Source organism: Streptomyces sp. NPDC104313, assembly GCF_055583985.1.
Window position 1 is genome coordinate 92,024 of sequence record NZ_JBVJMW010000005.1, and the last position, 19,343, is coordinate 111,366.

At 71.2% G+C, this 19,343-nt stretch carries 19 protein-coding genes; 11 read left to right on the plus strand and 8 right to left on the minus strand.

Annotation, left to right across the window (positions count from 1 at the left end):
* Positions 1-87: 87 nt before the first annotated feature.
* Complete coding sequence (locus tag ACZ60Q_RS13965; RefSeq protein ID WP_469633004.1) at positions 88-888, minus strand: PepSY domain-containing protein; 801 nt, start codon at positions 886-888, stop codon at positions 88-90.
* Positions 889-1,006: 118 nt separating this feature from the next.
* Between ACZ60Q_RS13965 and ACZ60Q_RS13970 the strand changes: the two genes are divergently transcribed.
* Together ACZ60Q_RS13970 and ACZ60Q_RS13975 are read left to right on the plus strand one after the other, a co-directional pair.
* The gene (locus ACZ60Q_RS13970; protein WP_469633006.1) at positions 1,007-1,669 is read left to right on the plus strand and encodes a response regulator transcription factor; all 663 of its coding nucleotides are present in this window, start codon (positions 1,007-1,009) and stop codon (positions 1,667-1,669) included.
* Positions 1,666-3,117 (plus strand): sensor histidine kinase, encoded by a 1,452-nt coding sequence (locus tag ACZ60Q_RS13975; RefSeq protein ID WP_469633009.1) that lies wholly within the window; start codon positions 1,666-1,668, stop codon positions 3,115-3,117. Before ACZ60Q_RS13970 ends, ACZ60Q_RS13975 begins: the two co-directional genes overlap by 4 nt.
* A gap of 63 nt (positions 3,118-3,180) precedes the next feature.
* Here ACZ60Q_RS13975 and ACZ60Q_RS13980 read toward each other — a convergent pair whose 3' ends face one another.
* From ACZ60Q_RS13980 to ACZ60Q_RS13995, 4 genes are all read right to left on the minus strand, one after another.
* Complete coding sequence (locus ACZ60Q_RS13980) at positions 3,181-3,657, minus strand: MarR family winged helix-turn-helix transcriptional regulator (protein WP_469633011.1); 477 nt, start codon at positions 3,655-3,657, stop codon at positions 3,181-3,183.
* A 149-nt stretch (positions 3,658-3,806) separates the two neighbouring features.
* Positions 3,807-4,580 (minus strand): AIM24 family protein, encoded by a 774-nt coding sequence (locus ACZ60Q_RS13985; RefSeq protein ID WP_469633013.1) that lies wholly within the window; start codon positions 4,578-4,580, stop codon positions 3,807-3,809.
* On the minus strand, positions 4,577-5,227 hold the full coding sequence (locus ACZ60Q_RS13990) for an AIM24 family protein (RefSeq protein ID WP_469633016.1): 651 nt from the start codon (positions 5,225-5,227) through the stop codon (positions 4,577-4,579). The genes ACZ60Q_RS13985 and ACZ60Q_RS13990 overlap by 4 nt, the downstream gene beginning before the upstream one ends.
* Positions 5,227-5,859 (minus strand): AIM24 family protein, encoded by a 633-nt coding sequence (locus tag ACZ60Q_RS13995; RefSeq protein WP_469633819.1) that lies wholly within the window; start codon positions 5,857-5,859, stop codon positions 5,227-5,229. The genes ACZ60Q_RS13990 and ACZ60Q_RS13995 overlap by 1 nt, the downstream gene beginning before the upstream one ends.
* A gap of 222 nt (positions 5,860-6,081) precedes the next feature.
* Between ACZ60Q_RS13995 and ACZ60Q_RS14000 the strand changes: the two genes are divergently transcribed.
* From ACZ60Q_RS14000 to glxA, 4 genes are all read left to right on the plus strand, one after another.
* A complete protein-coding gene (locus ACZ60Q_RS14000; protein WP_469633019.1) occupies positions 6,082-6,432 on the plus strand; it encodes a DUF3817 domain-containing protein in 351 nt (116 codons plus the stop codon).
* Positions 6,429-6,722, plus strand: a complete 294-nt coding sequence (locus tag ACZ60Q_RS14005) for an MTH1187 family thiamine-binding protein (protein WP_030079249.1) — start codon at positions 6,429-6,431, stop codon at positions 6,720-6,722. The genes ACZ60Q_RS14000 and ACZ60Q_RS14005 overlap by 4 nt, the downstream gene beginning before the upstream one ends.
* Positions 6,723-6,901: 179 nt before the next feature.
* Positions 6,902-8,713, plus strand: coding sequence for a glycosyltransferase family 2 protein (locus ACZ60Q_RS14010; RefSeq protein WP_469633022.1), 1,812 nt, complete (start codon positions 6,902-6,904; stop codon positions 8,711-8,713).
* 3 nt (positions 8,714-8,716) lie between these two features.
* Complete coding sequence (glxA, locus tag ACZ60Q_RS14015; protein WP_469633025.1) at positions 8,717-10,672, plus strand: radical copper oxidase GlxA; 1,956 nt, start codon at positions 8,717-8,719, stop codon at positions 10,670-10,672.
* Positions 10,673-10,696: 24 nt separating this feature from the next.
* Here glxA and ACZ60Q_RS14020 read toward each other — a convergent pair whose 3' ends face one another.
* Together ACZ60Q_RS14020 and ACZ60Q_RS14025 are read right to left on the minus strand one after the other, a co-directional pair.
* Positions 10,697-11,746, minus strand: a complete 1,050-nt coding sequence (locus tag ACZ60Q_RS14020; RefSeq protein WP_469633028.1) for a glycoside hydrolase family 6 protein — start codon at positions 11,744-11,746, stop codon at positions 10,697-10,699.
* Between the two features lie 135 nt (positions 11,747-11,881).
* Positions 11,882-12,865, minus strand: a complete 984-nt coding sequence (locus ACZ60Q_RS14025; RefSeq protein ID WP_469633031.1) for an ArsR/SmtB family transcription factor — start codon at positions 12,863-12,865, stop codon at positions 11,882-11,884.
* A gap of 83 nt (positions 12,866-12,948) precedes the next feature.
* Here ACZ60Q_RS14025 and ACZ60Q_RS14030 point away from each other — a divergent pair, with 83 nt between their 5' ends.
* From ACZ60Q_RS14030 to ACZ60Q_RS14045, 4 genes are all read left to right on the plus strand, one after another.
* Positions 12,949-14,355, plus strand: coding sequence for an MFS transporter (locus ACZ60Q_RS14030; RefSeq protein WP_469633034.1), 1,407 nt, complete (start codon positions 12,949-12,951; stop codon positions 14,353-14,355).
* Between the two features lie 10 nt (positions 14,356-14,365).
* Positions 14,366-14,875, plus strand: a complete 510-nt coding sequence (locus ACZ60Q_RS14035; protein ID WP_469633036.1) for a MarR family winged helix-turn-helix transcriptional regulator — start codon at positions 14,366-14,368, stop codon at positions 14,873-14,875.
* Between the two features lie 79 nt (positions 14,876-14,954).
* Positions 14,955-15,281, plus strand: coding sequence for a DUF3817 domain-containing protein (locus ACZ60Q_RS14040; RefSeq protein ID WP_469633039.1), 327 nt, complete (start codon positions 14,955-14,957; stop codon positions 15,279-15,281).
* Positions 15,282-15,377: 96 nt separating this feature from the next.
* Positions 15,378-17,078, plus strand: a complete 1,701-nt coding sequence (locus tag ACZ60Q_RS14045; RefSeq protein WP_469633042.1) for an acyl-CoA mutase large subunit family protein — start codon at positions 15,378-15,380, stop codon at positions 17,076-17,078.
* On the opposite strand, the gene ACZ60Q_RS14050 is transcribed toward ACZ60Q_RS14045, so the two are convergent.
* A complete protein-coding gene (locus ACZ60Q_RS14050) occupies positions 17,054-17,788 on the minus strand; it encodes a TetR/AcrR family transcriptional regulator (protein ID WP_469633045.1) in 735 nt (244 codons plus the stop codon). The genes ACZ60Q_RS14045 and ACZ60Q_RS14050 overlap by 25 nt on opposite strands.
* A gap of 454 nt (positions 17,789-18,242) precedes the next feature.
* On the opposite strand from ACZ60Q_RS14050, the gene ACZ60Q_RS14055 reads away from it, so the two are divergent.
* The gene (locus tag ACZ60Q_RS14055; protein WP_469633048.1) at positions 18,243-19,214 is read left to right on the plus strand and encodes a tetratricopeptide repeat protein; all 972 of its coding nucleotides are present in this window, start codon (positions 18,243-18,245) and stop codon (positions 19,212-19,214) included.
* Positions 19,215-19,343: the final 129 nt, after the last annotated feature.

A 19,343-nucleotide genomic window follows, 5' to 3' on the forward strand; every position in this document is an offset into this window, starting at 1 on the left:
ACGTGGAGCACGCAGGGAAGGCCCCCGGGGCGGCGTGTGCCGCTACCGGGGGCCTTCCCCTGTCACGTGTGTCTGCCCGGGCTTCCGTCAGCCGTCGTCGCCGTCCCGGTCATCCCGGTCGTCGTCGCGGTCATCGTTCCGGTCATCGTTCCGGTCGTCCGCGCGGTCGTCGCGGTCGTCATCCCGGTCGTCGTCGCTGTCCACGGTGACCTTGCCGGTCTTCGCGTCGACGCGCAGCTCGTGCTGCTTGCCGTCCTTGCCCGTGATGTCGATGTCCCAGCGCAGGACGTTGCCCCGGCGGTCGTCGTCATCATCATCGTCCAGGTCGATCGACGTGATGCTGCCCGGGGCGTTCTTCAGCGCCGCGTCCGCCGCCGCGTTCAGGGTGACGGTGGAGGAGCGGGGCGCGCGGTCGTCCCGGTCGTCGTCGTTGTCGTCGTCGCGGGTCTTCAGGACCTTGCCGTTGGTGGCGTCCACGCTCACGTCGTGCCACTTCTTGTCGGAGCCGCGGACATCCAGCTCCCAGACCGTCCGGCCGTCGTGGTCGTCGTCGTCACGGTCCAGCTCGGCCCCGGTGACCGTGCCCGGGACGCTCTTCAGGGCGGCGGCGACGGCCTGGTCGAGGGTGACCCGGGCGTTCTTCGCGCCGTCCTCCGTCCGGGGGGCCTGCGCGTCGGTGTAGGACTGGTCGTCGTCGCGGTCGTCGCGGTCGTCGCGGTCGTCGCGGTCGTCGCGGTCGTCGCGGTCGTCCCGGTCCGTGCCGGCCGACTGCTGCGTGGACGTGCCGCCCCGGCGGTCGCCGTCGTCCGCGAAGGAGACGGTGGCGGCGGCGGTGCCGCCGATGAGAACGGCCGCGGTGATCGCTGCGATGGTGACGTTGCGCTTCATGAGGTTCCTCCCCGAGAGCTGCTGTGCTGTTCGACGGGATCCACACTGCCGGGACGATGCTGAACGCAACCTGAAGCCACCTGAAGGCGTCTTCAGGTTGAGGTGCGAGGCTGTGCGCATGCGCCTGTTGATCGTGGAGGACGAGAAGCGCCTCGCGGTGTCCCTGGCCAGGGGACTGACCGCCGAGGGTTTCGCCGTGGATGTCGTGCACGACGGCCTGGAGGGGCTGCACCGGGCGAGTGAGGGCGTCTACGACCTGGTGATCCTCGACATCATGCTGCCCGGCATGAACGGCTACCGCGTCTGCTCGAACCTGCGCGCCGCCGGACACGAGGTGCCGATCCTCATGCTGACCGCCAAGGACGGCGAGTACGACGAGGCCGAGGGTCTGGACACCGGCGCCGACGACTATCTGACCAAGCCCTTCAGCTACGTCGTCCTCGTCGCCCGCGTCCGCGCCCTGCTGCGCCGTCGGGGAGGCGGCACCGCGGCCCCCGTCCTGACCGTCGGGGCCCTGCGCATCGACACCGCCGCCCGCCGGGTGATCCGCGGCGAGGACGAGATCACGCTCACCGCCAAGGAGTTCGCCGTGCTGGAGCAACTCGCGCTGCGCGCGGGCCAGGTGGTCAGCAAGGCGGAGATCCTGGAGCACGTCTGGGACTTCGCCTACGACGGCGATCCGAACATCGTCGAGGTCTATATCTCCACCCTGCGCCGCAAGCTCGGCGCGAGCGCCATCCGTACCGTGCGCGGCGCGGGCTACCGGCTGGAGGCGAAGTGAGGTCCGTACGGGCCAGGGCCGCCCTCGGGGCCACCCTGGTCGTCGCCGTCGCCCTGGTGGCGGCGGGCCTCGCCGTACTCCTGGTCCTGCGGGCCAACCTGATCGACCAGGCGGACCTCCAGGCCGAGGTGGCGGCCCGCGAGGTGGCCGGACAGCTGGCCACGGGCACCCCGTACGGCGAACTGGAACTGGAGGACGACGAGGACCACCCGGTCCAGGTGACCGACGAGGAGGGCCGGGTCGTCACCGTCTCCAAGGACCTGCGGGCCGTTACCGGCACCGGCACGAGCGGCGTCACCCCGGCCCCGGCGGGGGCCTCCCCGTCGCCCGGCGACGGGGAGGACGACGGGGACGGGGACGACACCGCCGACGATGATGACGGCAGCCGTCCCGGCCGGGGTGAGGTCTCCTCCGACGACCCGGACTTCTCCGACGGCACCGCCACCGTCGACCGCACCACCGCCGACTACCGCTTCGCCGCCGTCGAGGCGACCACCCCCCAGGGGGTCACCCTGACCGTGTACGCGGGCGCACCGCTCGCCGCGGAGCAGGAGGCGGTGAACACGGTGCGCGGGGCGATGCTCACCGGGCTGCCGCTGCTCCTGGTGGTCGTCGCCGGGGTGACCTGGCTGGTGACCCGCCGGGCCCTGCGACCGGTCGAGGGCATCCGCCGCGAGCTGGCGGCGATCACCGCGTCCGAGGACCTGGCCCGCCGGGTTCCGGAGCCGGGTTCGCGGGACGAGATCGCGGCGCTGGCCCGGACGACGAACGAGACGCTCACCGTCCTGGAGGCGTCCGTGGAGCGGCAGCGGCGGTTCGTCGCGGACGCCTCGCACGAGCTGCGCTCCCCGATCGCCTCGCTGCGCACCCAGCTGGAGGTGGCCGAGGCCCATCCGGAGCTGCTGGACCTCCCGGGCGCGGTCGCCGACACCGTACGGCTCCAGGTGCTGGCGGCGGACCTGCTGCTGCTGGCCCGGCTGGACGCGGGGGAGAAGCCCGCCAGCGCGACGGTGGAGCTGGGCGCGCTGGTCCGGGAGGAGGTGTCGCAGCGGACCGGGGACCGGATCGTGGTGAGCGTCGAGGTGCCGGAGGGCGCCGCGTTCGAGGTGAGCGGGTCGCGCGGGCAGCTGTCCCGGGTGGTCGGCAATCTGCTGGACAACGCCCAGCGGCACGCCGAGGGGAGCGTCGTGGTGTCGGTGGCGGCCGACGGGCGCGGCGTGCGGGTGGAGGTCGGGGACGACGGGGCGGGTGTTCCCGAGGACGAGCGGGAGCGGATCTTCGAACGGTTCGTCCGGCTCGACGACGCCCGCAGCCGGGACGACGGCGGCGCGGGACTGGGGCTGGCCATCGCCCGGGACGTCGCCTCGCGCCACGGCGGGACGCTGACGGTGCACCGGGCGGACGGGGGCGGTGCGGCCTTCCGGCTGTGGCTGCCGCGCTCGGACTGACGGCCGGCCTGTCCGGCCTGTCGGGGGCCTGTCGCGCCTGAGCGGCCCGGCAGCCCCCGGCCCCTACAGCTTGCCGCGTTTGCCGCGCAGGTGTTCCGCGATCGGGGTCAGCGCCGCGTGCAGGTCGGCGAGCGCCTCGGGGGACAGCAGGTTCATGAAGTGCTGCCGCACCGAGGCGACGTGGTGCGGGGCCACCTTGCGCATGGTCTCCGCACCGTGCTCGGTGAGGACCGCGAACAGTCCGCGCCGGTCCGACTCGCAGTGGGTGCGGCGGACCAGCCCGGCGGTCTCCATGCGGGTGATCTGGTGCGAGAGCCGGCTCTTGGACTGGAGGGTGGCGGCGGCGAGGTCGCTCATCCGCATGCGCTGGTCGTCCGATTCGGAGAGGTTGACCAGGATCTCGTAGTCGTTCATGGTCAGGCCGAACGGCTGGAGGTCCTTCTCCAGTTGGTGCGTCAGCAGCCTGCTGACGTCCAGGTGGGTGCGCCAGGCGCACTGCTCCGTGTCGCTCAGCCAGCGGGTGGCCGTCTCGGTCTCCATATATGGATTCTACCTAAGAAGTTGAAAGCCGGACGAAATTGGAGGGTGTGACGCCCGGCACCCCCGGCCCGCGGAAGTGCCGACAGGCCCCTCGGCAAGCACCGACAGCTGGGCGCAGACGTTCGACGTCACACTCCGCAGACTACCGCTCACAACCCGAAGCGACGCTGGAGATCCCCCAGCTGGCCGGGCATGCGCGGGGCGGATCCGGGTTGACCCCCGCCGCCCGGAACACCTGGCACACCCGGCTCGTTCGGCACGACGCCCACCGCCTGCTCCGCCATCAGCGCCTCGCTCGACTGGAGCAGCACCGTGCCCGCCCCGACGAACTCGAACTGATGCTCCTCGCCCGACGTCCCGCCGATCCCCGTGAGTGACCGGATACCGCCCATCACGCCCGTCAGGTAGCCGTGGTCGTAGTGGTGGCACGGGGAGGGGCAGTCGGCCCAGCCCACCAGCGCCTGCGGATCCACCCGCAGCGGCGGCTCCATGAACACCACCGGGCCGTTCGACGCGGCCACGAACTTCCCCGTGCCGATCAGCGTCACGAACCCCGGCACGATCGACTGCTTCAGCGCCATCGTCGGCTGGTACGCCAGCAGGTTCCCGGACCGGATGGTGAGGTTCCCGTCCTCCAGGTCGAAGGAGTTGACGTCGAACGCCCGGTCCGCCAGCAGCATCTTCCCGCTGCCCTCGGCCACCACCCAGTCGCTCGCGTGCAGCGGCGAGTGGAAGCTGGAGCGCACCAGCCGCTGGAGCCGGCCGTGCCCGATGCCGTCGAACTGGATCTGGCCGTAGTAGGCGATCATCTTGCCCTTCTGCAGGAACCACCGGCTCCCCTTGAGCTCCACGCAGAAGGTGTACGGGTTGACGTTGTCGTCCGACGGCAGCGTCATCGGGTCGAAGACCACGGGCGTGCTCAAAGCTTCTCCTCCGACGCCTGGACGTACACCGCACCACTGCCGCTCAGCTCCAGCTGGAACGCCTCGCCGGAGCCGCGCCCCACCATGTCCCGCCAGCCGACGGCCGTGGAGAGTTTGTTCCTCACGTCACCGTGATGAGCGACGTAGGCCTGCGGATCGACGTGGACGTCCCGGCCCGGCGCGATCGGCAGCTCGATCACCCCGCCGTGCGCCATCACCGCGACCGCGCCGTGCCCCTGGAGGGTGGTGGTGAACAGGCCCTGGCCGGTCACCTGGCCGCGCACCATGCCCATCACCCCGCCCTGCGAGCCCATGAACATCGTGCCCTGCTGGAGCGTCCCGTCGAACGCGAGCAGCCGGTCGGCCTCCACGTACAGGGTGTCGCCCGCCAGCTCGATCACCTGGATGTGGTGGCCGCCGTGGCCGAACATCACCGTGCCCGAGCCCTCGACCGTCATCAGTGGCGTCGACTCGCCCGCCACCCGGCGGCCGATCATCGACGTGACGCCGCCCCGGCCACCCTGGATGTTCGGGGTGAAGGACACCTCGCCCCGGTACGCCAGCATCGCGCCGCGCTGGCTGAACAGCTTCTGGCCCGGGGCCAAGGTGGCCTCGACCATCTTGGAGTTGATCTCCCGGAACGGCATCAGACATCGCCCCCGACGGTATTGCGCTCGCTCGGCTGCACGTAGACCAGACCGTCGCCCTCGAAGCGGATCTGGAACGCCTCGCCGGAGCCCTCGCCCATCAGGGTCCGGAAGTTCACCCCCGCCTGGAAGTTCTGCCGCAGCCTGCCCTGGTGGGCGATGTAGGCGCCGGGGTCGACCGTCAGCGGATACCGCGGGGACACCCGCAGCAGGACCGCCGTGCCGTCCGACATGATCGCCGCCTGCCCGGTGCCCTCCACCGAGGTGGTGAACAGGCCGTTGCCGCTCGCCCCGCCGCGCAGCCCGGTGAACGTCGTGCCCGTGCGCAGCCCGGCGTCGGTGGCCAGCAGATTGCTCGCCTCCACGTACAGGGTGTCGCCGCGCAGCGAGACCAGGTTGATCTCGCTCGCCCGGTCGGCGAAGTAACAGGTGCCCTGCCCGGACACCTCCATCACCGTCATCTGCTCGCCGGTCAGCCGGCGGGTCACCATGCCGCGGATCCCCTCACCGCCGCCGGACATCTTCTTGAAGGTCATCCGGCCGTCGTACGCGACCATCGAGCCGTTCTTCGCCTTGACGGCATCGCCCGTGAGGTCGACGGCGAGCGTCTTGCTGCCTTGGAGTCGGAACATCGCCACGCGACGAAGGTAACCGTCCCGGCCGCGCCCCGGCCAGAGGCTCCGGAACCGTCACGTCCCTGATGCGCACGCGGACCGGCCCTGATATACGGCGATACGCGCACCGGTGGACGGGGCGGCCCCCGCCGCCGGAGGCGCCCCGGCACGATGCCACAATGGGGGCGGCTTGTGCCTCGGTTCACAAGCCCTCGCGACCCTCCCACCGAAGGTGCCCCTGTGGACATCAAGACCGCTTCCGCCCTGCACCGGCTGCGCCTCATCTCGATTCCCGAGGCGCTGTCCTTCCCCGCCCTGATCCTCTTCGGCTCGATCCTCAGCCGCGTCTCGGACATCGACTTCCTGATGATGCCGCTCGGCATGATCCACGGCGTCCTCTTCGTGATCTACGCCGTGTTCCTGCTCGACGTCTGGATGAAGGCCAAGTGGCCGCTCAAGCGCGTCGCCCTCTTCTTCGTCCTGTCCCTGATCCCCTTCGGCGGGCTCTACGGCGACAAGCTCCTCAAGCAGTACGAGGCCGACGGCGTCATCGCCGCCCGCGCCCGCCGCGAGGGCACGGTCAGCGCATGATCGTCGCGTTCTCCGTCTCCCCGCTCGGTGTCGGCGAGGACGTCGGGGAGTACGTCGCCGACGCCGTGCGGGTCGTGCGCGAATCCGGGCTCCCCAACCGCACCGATGCCATGTTCACCTCCATCGAGGGGGAGTGGGACGAGGTCATGGACGTCGTCAAACGCGCCGTGGCCGCTGTCGAGGCCCGCGCCGGCCGCGTCTCCCTGGTGCTGAAGGCCGACATCCGGCCCGGCGTCACCGACGGCCTGACCTCCAAGGTCGAGACCGTGGAGCGCCACCTCGCCTCCTGACGCCCCGTCCGCGCGGGACGCCCCGCGTCTGTTCCTGTTCACCCGAAGAGCCCCCGGCGCCACACGGCCGGGGGCTTTTCCGGTTCCGGATCCAGAACCGCTCACTCGGACCTGCCAAGTCGACACGCCGTTGATTGTCCCTTTTTGTGGGGATATCAACCCGTTCGACAGTGGGAGGCATGGTGCGGTCGGAGGGCTACGACTACGACACCTACAGCCGGCTCGCGGGTCCGCTCACGGACCCGGAACCGTCGGGGTACCGGGTGCGGTACAAGAGCCTGCTCTCGACGGAGAAGCACCGAATAAGAGCCGTCCTGCTGATGACGCTCGCCCCGGTGCTCACGGGCGTCCTGCTGCTGTACCTGGTCTGGCCCACGCACTGGACCGAGCGGGAGAACGGGGAGCGCTGGCTGGTCGCCGCCGACACCGTGATGCTGGTGTCGATCGCGCTGATCGAGCTGTTCATGCTGGTCAACGTGGTCTCCATCGCGCACGCCACGCTCGTCGCGCGGGACCCGGTGCCGGTGACGCCCGAGCCCGGCACCAAGGTCGCCTTCCTGACCACGTACGTCCCCGGCAAGGAACCGCTCTCCATGGTCCGGGCCACCCTCAAGGGCGCCGTACGCCTGAAGCACTCCGGCCCGCTGGACGTCTGGCTGCTCGACGAGGGCGACGACCCCGGGGCCCGGATGCTCTGCGCCGAACTGGGCGTCCACCACTTCACCCGGCACGGGGTCCCCGAGTGGAACCGTGACCGGGGCGTTCACAAGGCGAGGACGAAGCACGGCAACTACAACGCCTGGATCGCCCTGCACGGCGGCGACTACGACTTCTTCGCCTCCGTCGACACCGACCACGTGCCCATGCCCAACTTCCTGGAACGGATGATGGGCTACTTCCGCGACCCGGACGTCGCCTTCGTCGTCGGACCGCAGGTCTACGGGAACTACGACTCGGCCGTCACCAAGGCAGCCGAGTCGCAGCAGTTCCTCTTCCACGCCCTGATCCAGCGCGCGGGCAACCGTTACGGCGCCCCGATGTTCGTCGGCACCAACAACGTCGTGCGCATCGCCGCGCTGCGGCAGGTCGGCGGCCTGTACGACTCGATCACCGAGGACATGGCCACCGGCTTCGAGATCCACCGCCGCCGCAACCCGCGCACCGGGCACTACTGGCGTTCCGTCTACACCCCCGACGTGCTCGCCGTGGGCGAGGGACCCGTCTCCTGGACGGACTTCTTCACCCAGCAGCTGCGCTGGTCCCGGGGCACCTACGAGACGCTGTTCAAGCAGTACGGCAAGGCACTGTTCCGGGTGCCCCCCGGCCGCCTCCTCAGCTACACGCTGATGCTCGTCTACTACCCGATGACCGCGGTCAACTGGCTGCTCGGCGTGGGCAGCTGCGTGCTGTTCCTCTGGTTCGGGGTGTCCGGCACCCAGGTCACCGCCTCCATCTGGCTGATGCTCTACAGCGACGCCGCCGCCCTCCAGATCGGGCTCTACCTCTGGAACCGCCGGCACAACGTCTCCCCGCACGAGCCCGAGGGCTCCGGCGGTCTCGCCGGCATGGCCATGTCCGCGCTCTCCGCCCCGATCTACCTGAAGTCGCTGGGCTCGGCCGTGCTGCGCACCGACGGCCGGTTCGTCGTCACGCCCAAGGGCGGCCAGGCCTCCCCGGACCGGCTGCTCACCTTCCGTATCCACCTCTTCTGGGCGGCGGTCCTGCTCTCCTCGCTCGCCGCGTCGGTGTACCTGGACCACACCCATGTGGCGATGCGGACCTGGGCGGTGCTGGGCCTGGCGATAGCCCTCGCCCCGGTCGCTGTGTGGTCCTGGACCGTCCGGCAGGACAGGCGCGCCATGTCCGCGCACTCCGTCCTGGTCCCGGCGCCCCCGCCGCCCGAACCGGCCTACCTAGCCGGCCCGGTCCCGTCGGTGACCACCGCGGCGAGCGTCGGCAACACCGCCACCACCACCGCAGGAGGGAACTGACCCATGGCCTACCGGCCCTCGAAGCAGATGAGGAAGACGCTTTTGGGCGGCGGCGCGGTGGTGCTGCTCGCCGGGCTGAACGCTCCCGCGGCCCTGTCCTTCGCCGAGGACAGGTACCACGCGTACAAGATCGACCAGCCGGAGTACAAGGCGGAGTACGGCTCCTGGGAGCGCGTGGACATTCCGAAGGAGTACCGGACCAACGCGATCCACGCGGCGCTCCTGCACTCCGGGAAGGTGTTGATCGTCGCGGGCTCCGGCAACGACGAGAAGAACTTCGACGCGGGCACCTTCGACACGGTCCTGTGGGATCCGGCCGAGAACACCTTCCGGAAGATTTCCACCCCCGAGGACTTCTTCTGCGGCGGCCACGCCCAGCTCCCCGACGGCCGCCTCCTGATCGCGGGCGGCACCGCCCGCTACGAGGTGCTCGACGACAAGGTGAAGCGGGCCGGCGGCGGTATGCGGGTCAAGAACGAGAACCCCGACAAGCCGCTGAAGCTCAAGAAGGGCACGGTCTTCCGCTCGGCCTCCGGCGTGGAGTACGCGGCCAGGTTCGACGTCACCGTCCCCAAGGCCAAGCGCGAGTTCGAGGTCGACTACTTCGAGAGCGGCCAGATGAAGCCGTGGAAGACCAAGGTGACCGCCGCCGAGCAGCGGGTCTTCGTCGAGGCGGTGGACGACGGCCCCGAGGCGGTGGCGCCGGACGCCGCCCAGTACGAGATCGTCGGGCTGAAGGGCAAGGCCGCCGCTGACTCCTACGGCCTCGCCGAGAAGATCACCATGGACAAACAGGACTTCCAGGGGATCCGCGCCGCCTACGAGTTCGACCCGACGGCGGAGAAGTACATCAAGGTCGACCCGATGAAGGAGGCCCGCTGGTATCCGACGCTCGTCGGCCTGGAGGACGGCAAGGTGCTGGCCGTCTCCGGCCTCGACGACGTCGGCGCGATCCTCCCGGGCGACAACGAGGTCTACGACCCGAAGACGAAGAAGTGGTCCAAGGGACCCTTCCACTACTTCCCGACCTACCCGGCGCTCTTCCTGACAAAGGGCGGCAAGCTCTTCTACCCGGGTGCCAACGCCGGTTACGGCCCGGCGGACAAGGGGCGCGAGCCGGGGATCTGGGACATCAAGAAGAACACCTTCACCAAGGTGCCCGGGCTGACCGACACCGACGAGCTGGAGACGGCGGCCTCGCTGCTGCTGCCGCCCGTGCAGGACCAGAAGGTGATGGTGCTGGGCGGCGGCGGGGTCGGTGAGTCCGAGAAGTCCACCGCCCGCACCGCGGTCATCGACCTCACGCAGGACAGCCCGGCCTTCGAACCGGGCCCCGACCTGCCACAGGGGACGCGCTATCTGAACAGCGTGATCATGCCGGACGACACAGTCTTCACCAGCGGCGGATCCGAGGACTACCGGGGCCGCGGGGCGAGCAACATCCTGAAGGCGCAGTCCTACGACCCGAGGACCAACACCTTCAAGGAGGCGGCCGAGCCGACCGTGGGGCGCAACTACCACTCCGAGGCGCTGCTGCTGCCCGACGGGCGGGTGGCGACCTTCGGCTCCGACTCGCTCTACGGCGACAAGGACAACACCAAGCTCGGCAAGTTCGAGCAGCGCATGGAGGTCTACACCCCGCCCGCCCTGCACCGCGGCAAGGACAAGCGCCCGGTGATCGGGAACGGCCCCGAGGACGCCGGGCGCGGCACGACGCTCACGTACGGGAGCGCCGACGCGGACCGGATCGCCACCGCCCGGCTGATGCGGCCGAGCGCCGTCACCCACACCACCGACGTGGAGCAGCGTTCCATCGAACTGGGTCTGAAGAAGGGTGACGGCAAGCTGAGCGTGACCGTGCCGGACGACCCCACGCTGGTGCCGTCCGGCTGGTACATGCTCTTCGTCACCGACACCGACGGCGTTCCCTCCGAGGCGAAGTGGGTCAAGGTCGGCTGACCCCGAAGGTGCGCCGCGACCGCCTCAGGAGGCGGCGCGTCGCGCCAGGCCGAGCGCGTACTCCGGCCACCAGTCGCCGGCCGGCGGGCCGCCGCGGCAGGTGCCGTCGGAGTCGCCCGGCCGCTTGATCCACAGATAGGCGTCGAGCCGCTCGTCGCCGGTGTCGGTGGTCGGCGGTGTGCCGAGCCCCCGGCCCGGCGGATTGCACCAGGCCTCCTCACGGCCCCCGGACAGGGGGCCGTTGCCGTTGCGGCTGGTGTCGATCACGAAGTGTGAGCCGCCCACGGCGTCGGAGAGCCGGCCGGCGTACGTCTTCACACTCTCGTTCGACTGGAAGTTGGAGACGTTCAGGGAGAAGCCGTCGGCCCGGTCGACGCCGGCCTGCCGCAGCGGCTGCGCCATCTTGGCCGGCTCGTCGATCCAGTCCGGGTTGCCCGCGTCCAGGTAGACCTGGGTGTTCGGCTGGGACTTGAGCGTGTCCACCGCCTCGGAGAGGAGCTGGTAGCGCTCGGCGTGGTGCTCGGGCGGGGTGCAGCCGTCCGTGATGTGGGGGAGGGCGTCCGGTTCCAGGATCACGGTCGCGGGCGCGTTCCCGATCGCGTCGGCGAACTCCCCGATCCAGGAACGGTAGGAGTCCGCGTCCTTCGCCCCGCCCGCGGAGTAGAGCCCGCAGTCGCGGTGCGGGATGTTGTACGCCACCAGCAGGAGGGTCTTCTTCGTGCGGGCCGCGGACCTCGCGGCGGCCCGGATCCCCGGGGCCGGGTCGTCCCACGCGGGCCAGTCGGCCACCGGCCGGCCGGAGATCCGCCGCAGGATCTTCGCCTCCGCCTCGCGCCCCGCCTTCTCCCAGGCGCGCACCTGGCGGGCCGCGTCGCCGTTCGGGTCGACCCAGTACGGGGAGGCCGCGCTGGGGGCGGGCTCTCCCCGGACGAGTTCGTCCGCCGCCTCGGCGGTCCGGGTGACGCGCGGTTCCGGTGTCGAGCAGCCCGCGGTGAGGACGGTCGCCAGGGCGAGGGCGGCCAGGGCGGGAGCGGTACGGGGGAGAGCGCGGGGGATGATTCTGCGGCCGGACATCCAGACCCCTCGGACGGCGGTGACTCACGGATACGGAGCACAGGCAAGCATCGACAATCGTGACATAACGGCCACCGGGGGTGGCGGTGCGACACCGTCCGTGACCCATACGCCCGCGACGCGGCCCGGCGCGCGTCAGTCCGAGGCGGCCAGTGCGATCCCCAGCGGCGTGCGCTCGTACAGCACCTGGTGTCCGTAGCGCCGCGAGGTCAGCAGCCCCGCCCCGCGCAGCACGGACAGATGGGCCGATACGGACGAGGGGGCGAGACCCAGCCGGTGCGCCAGCGCGCTCGTCCCGGCCGGTTCGTCCAGCGCGCACAGCACATCGGCCCGGACCCGGCCGAGCAGCCGGGCGAGGGTCGTCGGGGTCCGCTCGCCGGACTCGCTCCACAGCCCGCCGATGCCGCGCGCCGGATAGATCAGCCCGGGCCGCCACGGCTCCTCGTGGCCGCCCACCACCTCGGGCCAGACGAAGACGCTCGGCATCAGCACCAGCCCCTGCCCGCCCAGCACCCGCTCGTGGTCGCCCTGGGTCCCGGTCAGCGTGAGCGTCGAGCCGTTCCAGCTCAGCCGGGGGCTCAGCTCACCCAGCAGCTGTTCGAGCCCGCTGTCCGCGAGCCGACGCGAGTGGTAGGTGATGTCCGCCTCCAGCAGCGCCCGCAACCGGGGCCAGTACGGCTCGATGAGTACCTGCCAGGCCTGCTCCAGCAGGTCGGCGAGCTCGCGCACGGCCCGCGCCGGATCGGCCAGCAGCCGCCGCCCGACGGGCGACGCGCTTCCGCCGGGCCGGTCCGCCAGGGCCAGAGCCATGTCGGACCGCGCCATCTCCGGATCGACCGCCCGGACGGCCGCGATCTCCTCCTCGAACGTCGCGAGCGGCCCGATCGGCGGCGGGCAGATGAAGTCCGGGTTGTGGCCCGCGGCCGGCATCAGCAGCCACAGCGGCTCCAGGTCCAGCGCCCCGGACGCCTCCCGGATCCGGCGGAGCCACGGCAGGTGGTAGCCGTGGCGGCCCGTTCGGTACAGGGTGCGCACCGCCTCCTGCGTCTCGAACAGCGGTGACAGCGCGAACCGGCAGCGCAGCAGGTCGCTCTCGCCGAAATGCAGCTGGAACGGCATGTCTCTCCCTCACCTCGCGGCCCGGACATTCGTCTCCAGCCGAAAGTCTAGGGCCGGCCGCGCCCCGGCCCCAGACTCGTCCCATGCCGACCGACAGCCCCGCCCCGGCGGACACACCCCGCACTTCGCCCGCCCCGGCGGCACCGGTCCCGGCTCCGCCCCCGGAGCGTGCCGCCCACCGTGACCCGGGCTCCGGGCCCACGCTCCGGGAGCCCGACACCCCGGCTCCCGCCACCCCGCGCGGCTACGGGGCCGTCTTCGCCGTCCCTGAGTTCCGGGCCGTCTTCGCCGCGCACCTGCTCTCGCTGCTCGGTGTGGTGGTCAGTGAGCTGGCGCTCACCGTGCTCGTCTACGACCTCACCGGCTCCCCGCTGCTCAGCGCGCTGACGTTCGCGCTGGGGCTGCTGCCGTACATGATCGGCGGGACGCTGTTCGCGGGGGTCGCCGACCGCTACCCGGCCCGCCGCGTCCTGGTCGTCTGCGACCTGCTCTGCGCGGCCTGCGTCGCCGTGATGCTGGTGCCCGCCACCCCGGTCGCCGGACTCCTCGCCCTGCGCTGCCTGGTCGCCGCCATCGCGCCCGTCTTCACCGGCACCCGGATGGCGGCGCTCACCGACATCCTCGGCGAGGGCGACCTCTACGTGCTGGGCCGTTCGCTGCTGCGGATCGTCTCGCAGAGCGCGATGCTCATCGGGTTCGGCGCCGGAGGGGTGCTGCTCACCGTGGTCTCCCCGCGCGGCGCGATCACCGTCACCGTGGTGACCTTCCTGTGCTCGGCCGCCCTGCTCCGCTTCGGCACCCGCGACCGCCCCGCCCGCGCCGTCCCCGGTGACGGCGGCGGGACGCTGCTGAAGGAGTCGCTCTCCGGGGCCCGCCTGGTGCTGGGCGACCGCCGCATCCGGGCGTTGCTGCTGCTGTTCTGGCTGCCCGCGATGTTCGTGGTGGCCCCGGAGGCGCTCGCCGCCCCGTACGCCGACGCGATCGGGGCCCCGCCCGCCGCGCTCGGGCTGCTGCTGTGCGCGATGGCCGTCGGGCACATCGGGGCCGAGCTGTTCGTGGGCTCCGCGCTCAGCCCCCGTAACCGCTCCCGGATCGTCCTGCCGGTCGCCGCCGCCGGGCTGCTCCCGCTCCTCGTGTACGTGGTCCGCCCCGGGCTGCCGCTCGCCCTGGTGGCCCTCGCCCTGGCCGGGGCCGGCGCCGCCTATGTCATCGGGCTCGACCAGTGGTTCGTCGACGCCGTGCCCCAGGAGCTGCGCGGCCGGGCCATGACGCTGCTCACCGCCGGGCTGATGACCGTCCAGGGCCTCGGGATGGCCCTGGCGGGGCTCGCGGCCGAGTTCTTCCCCGTGCACCAGGTGGTCGCCGGATCCGGAATCATCGGTACCGTCTGCACCCTCCTGCTCGTCGCCGAGGTCCGCAGGACAGCCCCCGGACGGATGTCCGATACCGAAGGACGAGACGGGGCTGACCGGCATGTGACCAGTCGGTAAGGTCGATGCCGTGCCGAAGCCGCTCAGTCTCCCCTTCGATCCGATCGCCCGCGCCGACGAGCTCTGGCGGCAGCGCTGGGGACCCGTGCCCTCGATGGGGGCGATCACCTCGATCATGCGGGCCCAGCAGATCCTGCTCGCCGAGGTCGACGCCGTCGTCAAGCCGTACGGGCTGACCTTCGCCCGGTACGAGGCGCTGGTGCTGCTCGCCTTCTCCAAGGCCGGTGAGCTGCCGATGTCCAAGATCGGGGAGCGGCTGATGGTGCATCCCACCTCGGTCACCAACACCGTGGACCGGCTGGTCAAGTCCGGTCTCGTCGGTAAGCGGCCGAATCCCGACGACGGCCGCGGAACGCTGGCGTCCATCACCGACAAGGGGCGCGACGTCGTCGAGGCAGCCACCCGGGACCTGGTCGCGATCGACTTCGGGCTCGGGGTGTACGACGCCGAGGAGTGCGCCGAGATCTTCGCCATGCTGCGCCCGCTGCGGGTGGCGGCCCAGGACTTCGAGGAGAGATGAGCACGCCGGCCGGCAGGCTCCTGCGGTGAGGCCGGGGTCGCGCGAAGATCGCCCCGGCCGTCCCGTTACGCTCGTGGCCATGAAACAGAACGTGCTCACCCGCTACCGGGTGATGGCCTACGTCACCGCCGTCTGGCTGCTCATCTTCACCGCGGCGATCATCGCGAAGTACGGCTTCGAGACCGGCGACACCATGCTGATCTCCCAGGTCCACGGCGTGCTGTTCATCGTCTACGTCGTCTTCGCCTTCGATCTCGGCTCCAAGGCGAAGTGGCCCTTCGGCAAGCTCCTGTGGGTGCTGGCCGCGGGCTGTATCCCCTTCGCCTCGTTCTTTGTCGAGCCGAAGGTCAGCCGCGAGGCCCGCGCCCTGGTCACCGACCCCGCACCGGTCGCCGCGAAGGTCTGAGCCGAGGGCTTCCGGGCCGTCCCGAACCGCCCCGCGCGAAAAGCGCAGGGCGGTTTCCCATCGACATTTACTAGGACGTCCTAGTAAATTTGAGGTATGGACGCTGACGCGATCGAGGAAGGCCGCCTCCGCTGGCAGGCCCGTTACGACAAGGCCCGCAAGCGTGACGCGGACTTCACCACGCTCTCCGGGGACCCGGTCGAGCCCGCGTACGGACCCCGCCCCGGTGACACGTACGAGGGATTCGAGCGGATCGGCTGGCCGGGGGAGTACCCCTTCACCCGCGGGCTGCACCCCACCGGCTACCGGGGCCGCACGTGGACGATCCGCCAGTTCGCCGGCTTCGGCAACGCCCAGCAGACCAACGAGCGCTACAAGATGATCCTCGCGGCGGGCGGCGGCGGCCTCAGCGTCGCCTTCGACATGCCGACGCTGATGGGCCGGGACTCCGACGACCCGCGCGCGCTCGGCGAGGTCGGCCACTGCGGTGTCGCCATCGACTCCGCCGCCGACATGGAGGTCCTCTTCGGCGACATCCCCCTCGGCGACGTCACCACCTCGATGACGATCAGCGGCCCGGCCGTGCCCGTCTTCTGCATGTACCTGGTCGCCGCCGAGCGCCAGGGCGTCGACCCGGGCGTGCTCAACGGCACGCTCCAGACCGACATCTTCAAGGAGTACATCGCGCAGAAGGAGTGGCTCTTCCAGCCCGAGCCCCACCTGCGCCTCATCGGCGACCTGATGGAGCACTGCGCCCGCGACATCCCCGCCTACAAGCCGCTCTCCGTCTCCGGCTACCACATCCGCGAGGCCGGGGCGACGGCCGCGCAGGAGCTGGCGTACACCCTCGCGGACGGCTTCGGCTACGTGGAGCTGGGCCTCTCGCGCGGCCTGGACGTCGACACCTTCGCCCCCGGGCTCTCCTTCTTCTTCGACGCGCACCTGGACTTCTTCGAGGAGATCGCCAAATTCCGCGCCGCCCGCCGCATCTGGGCCCGCTGGATGAAGGAGACCTACGGCGCCACGACCGACAAGGCGCAGTGGCTGCGCTTCCACACCCAGACCGCCGGGGTATCGCTCACCGCGCAGCAGCCGTACAACAACGTCGTGCGCACGGCCGTGGAGGCGCTCTCGGCCGTGCTCGGCGGCACGAACTCGCTGCACACCAACGCCCTCGACGAGACCCTCGCGCTCCCCTCCGAGCAGGCCGCCGAGATCGCCCTGCGCACCCAGCAGGTGCTGATGGAGGAGACCGGCGTCGCCAACGTGGCCGACCCGCTGGGCGGCTCCTGGTACGTCGAGCAGCTCACCGACCGGATCGAGGCCGAGGCCGAGAAGATCTTCGACCAGATCAGGGAGCGCGGCACCCGGGCCCACCCCGACGGGCAGCACCCCATCGGGCCGATCACCTCCGGCATCCTGCGCGGCATCGAGGACGGCTGGTTCACCGGCGAGATCGCCGAGTCCGCGTTCCAGTACCAGCGGGCCCTGGAGAAGGGCGACAAGCGGGTCGTCGGCGTCAACGTCCACCACGGTTCGGTCACCGGCGACCTGGAGATCCTCCGGGTCAGTCACGAGGTCGAGCGCGACCAGGTCAGCCAGCTCGCGGACCGCAAGGCCGCCCGCGACGACGCCAGGGTCACCGCAGCCCTCGACGCGATGCTCGCCGCCGCCCGCGACGGCTCCAACATGATCACGCCGATGCTGGACGCGGTACGGGCCGAGGCCACACTCGGCGAGATCTGCGGGGTGCTGCGCGAGGAGTGGGGCACCTACACGGAGCCGCCGGGATTCTGAGGGCCGGCCCTCCGCCCCCCGGGTGGACCGGGGGCCTTGCGCCGGGGCACGGGGGCGTCGCCCGCGACCGGGTCCGAACCCGGCGCTCCCGCCTGCGCTCCCGCCAGCCCCAGCAGCAGCAGTGAGGTGAAGCCGCTCGCCCACGCGGAGTCCACCGGCTCCGCGCTCACCAGGGTGCGGTGCACCACGGCTCCGGCGATCACGTCGAAGATCAGGTCCGCGTTGCGGGCGGCCGTCGAGGCGTCGTCCTCGTACCGCAGCTCGCCGCGGGCCTGGGCGCGCTGCCGCCCGAGGAGCACCAGCCGCTTCTGCCGGTCCACGATGGCCGAGCGGATCCGCAGGCGCAGCGAGTCGTCGCGGGTGGACTCGGCGACCACCGCCATCAGCGCCGTACGGGCCTCCGGCCGCTCCAGCAGGGCGGCGAACTGGAGCACGACCCCCTGCACATCGGCGGCCAGACTGCCCCGGTCGGGCAGTTCCAGCTCGTCGAAGAGGACGGCGACCGCGTCCACGACCAGCTCGTTCTTGCCCGCCCAGCGCCGGTAGAGGGTCGTCTTGGCCACCCCGGCCCGGATCGCCACATCGCCCATCGTCAGCTTCGACCAGCCGAGATCGACCAGGGACGCCCGCGTCGCGTCGAGGATCGCGGCATCGGCCGCGGTGCTCCGCGGACGTCCTGTTCGGGTGGCTTTGAGGTCGCTGTCGTTCATGATGCGGCGACCATACCGGCCGGTAGGGCGAACGGTTGTGCTCCGGTGCCCGTGAGACAGATCACCGGGATCACCTGTCCGGGCTGGGCGATCGGAAGTTACGCTACGGGTCGTAGCGTAAGGAAGGCGGCCGGATCGCGCCCCCGTACGCCACGGCACCAACGAGCGACAGCCACCGGGGTCTTCACGGAGATCCCAGGCGCCGGGTGGGGACCCGGGGCCGCACGGACCGGCCGGATGGGGATCCGGAAGGTCCAACGGGTCTTTCGGGGCCCGGTCAGTTTCAGCCAGGGTCTTTCAGGGGCCCGACCGGTTCCACCGGGCCTCACGGGCGCTCGGGGGAGCCGGAACCGCCTCGGCCCGTCCGCCCCCGCACACCGGCGGGGGCGCCCGGTCCGGTCCGGTTCTCGCACTCGCTTTCCGCAACGGTGTGCTCAGGGGGGAGGATGTACGTATGCAGCCTAGGAACATGTCCATGAGCGGCGTTGTCGACCTCGCCGCTGTCAAGGCGGCCGGTGAGGCCAAGGCCAAGGCGGAGCGGGCCCGCGCGGAGGCCTCCCGTAGCGGGGGCGCCGCAGCCGTCACTCCCGCCGCCCTGGTGATCGACGTCGATGAAGCCGGATTCGAGCGCGATGTCCTCCAGCGCTCCGCCGAGGTCCCCGTCGTCATCGACTTCTGGGCCGAGTGGTGCGAGCCGTGCAAGCAGTTGGGCCCCCTGCTGGAGCGCCTGGCCGTCGAGTACAACGGCCGCTTCCTGCTGGCCAAGGTCGATGTCGACGCGAACCAGATGCTGATGCAGCAGTTCGGCGTCCAGGGCATCCCGGCCGTCTTCGCCGTCGTCGCCGGTCAGGCCCTCCCGCTCTTCCAGGGCGCGGCCCCCGAGGCCCAGATCCGCGAGACGCTGGACCAGCTGATCCAGGTCGGCGAGGAGCGCTTCGGACTGACCGGGATCGCCGTGGACCCGGACGCCGCCCCGGCGGACGCGGTCCCGGCCGAGGTGCCGGCCGGTCCGTACGACGTCCTGCTGGAGGCCGCCGCGTCCGCTCTCGACGCCAATGACTTCGGCGGCGCGGTCCAGGCGTACAAGAACGTCCTCGGGGAGGACCCGGGCAACCCGGAGGCCAAGCTGGGCCTGGCCCAGGCGGAGTTGCTCGTCCGTGTCCAGAGCATGGACCCGCAGGCGGTCCGCAAGGAAGCCGCGGACAAGCCGGGTGATGTGAACGCCCAGATCGCCGCCGCCGATCTCGACCTGGCCGGCGGACATGTCGAGGACGCCTTCGGCCGGCTCGTCGAAGCGGTCCGCCACACCGCGGGCGACGACCGCGACGCCGCCCGGCTGCGGCTGCTGGAGCTTTTCGAGGTGATCGGTCCGGAGGATCCCCGGGTCATCGCCGCGCGCACCGCGCTGGCCCGCGTCCTGTTCTGAGAGTGGTCAGCCGTATCCTCCGGACGGGCCCGATTGTTCCGATGTGACAAGACGGCCGTGCTGCCCCCCGGGCGGCGCGGCCGTTTTGCCGTCCTGACGCCGAAGAAGGGCGCGCGAAGCCTTCGCTTT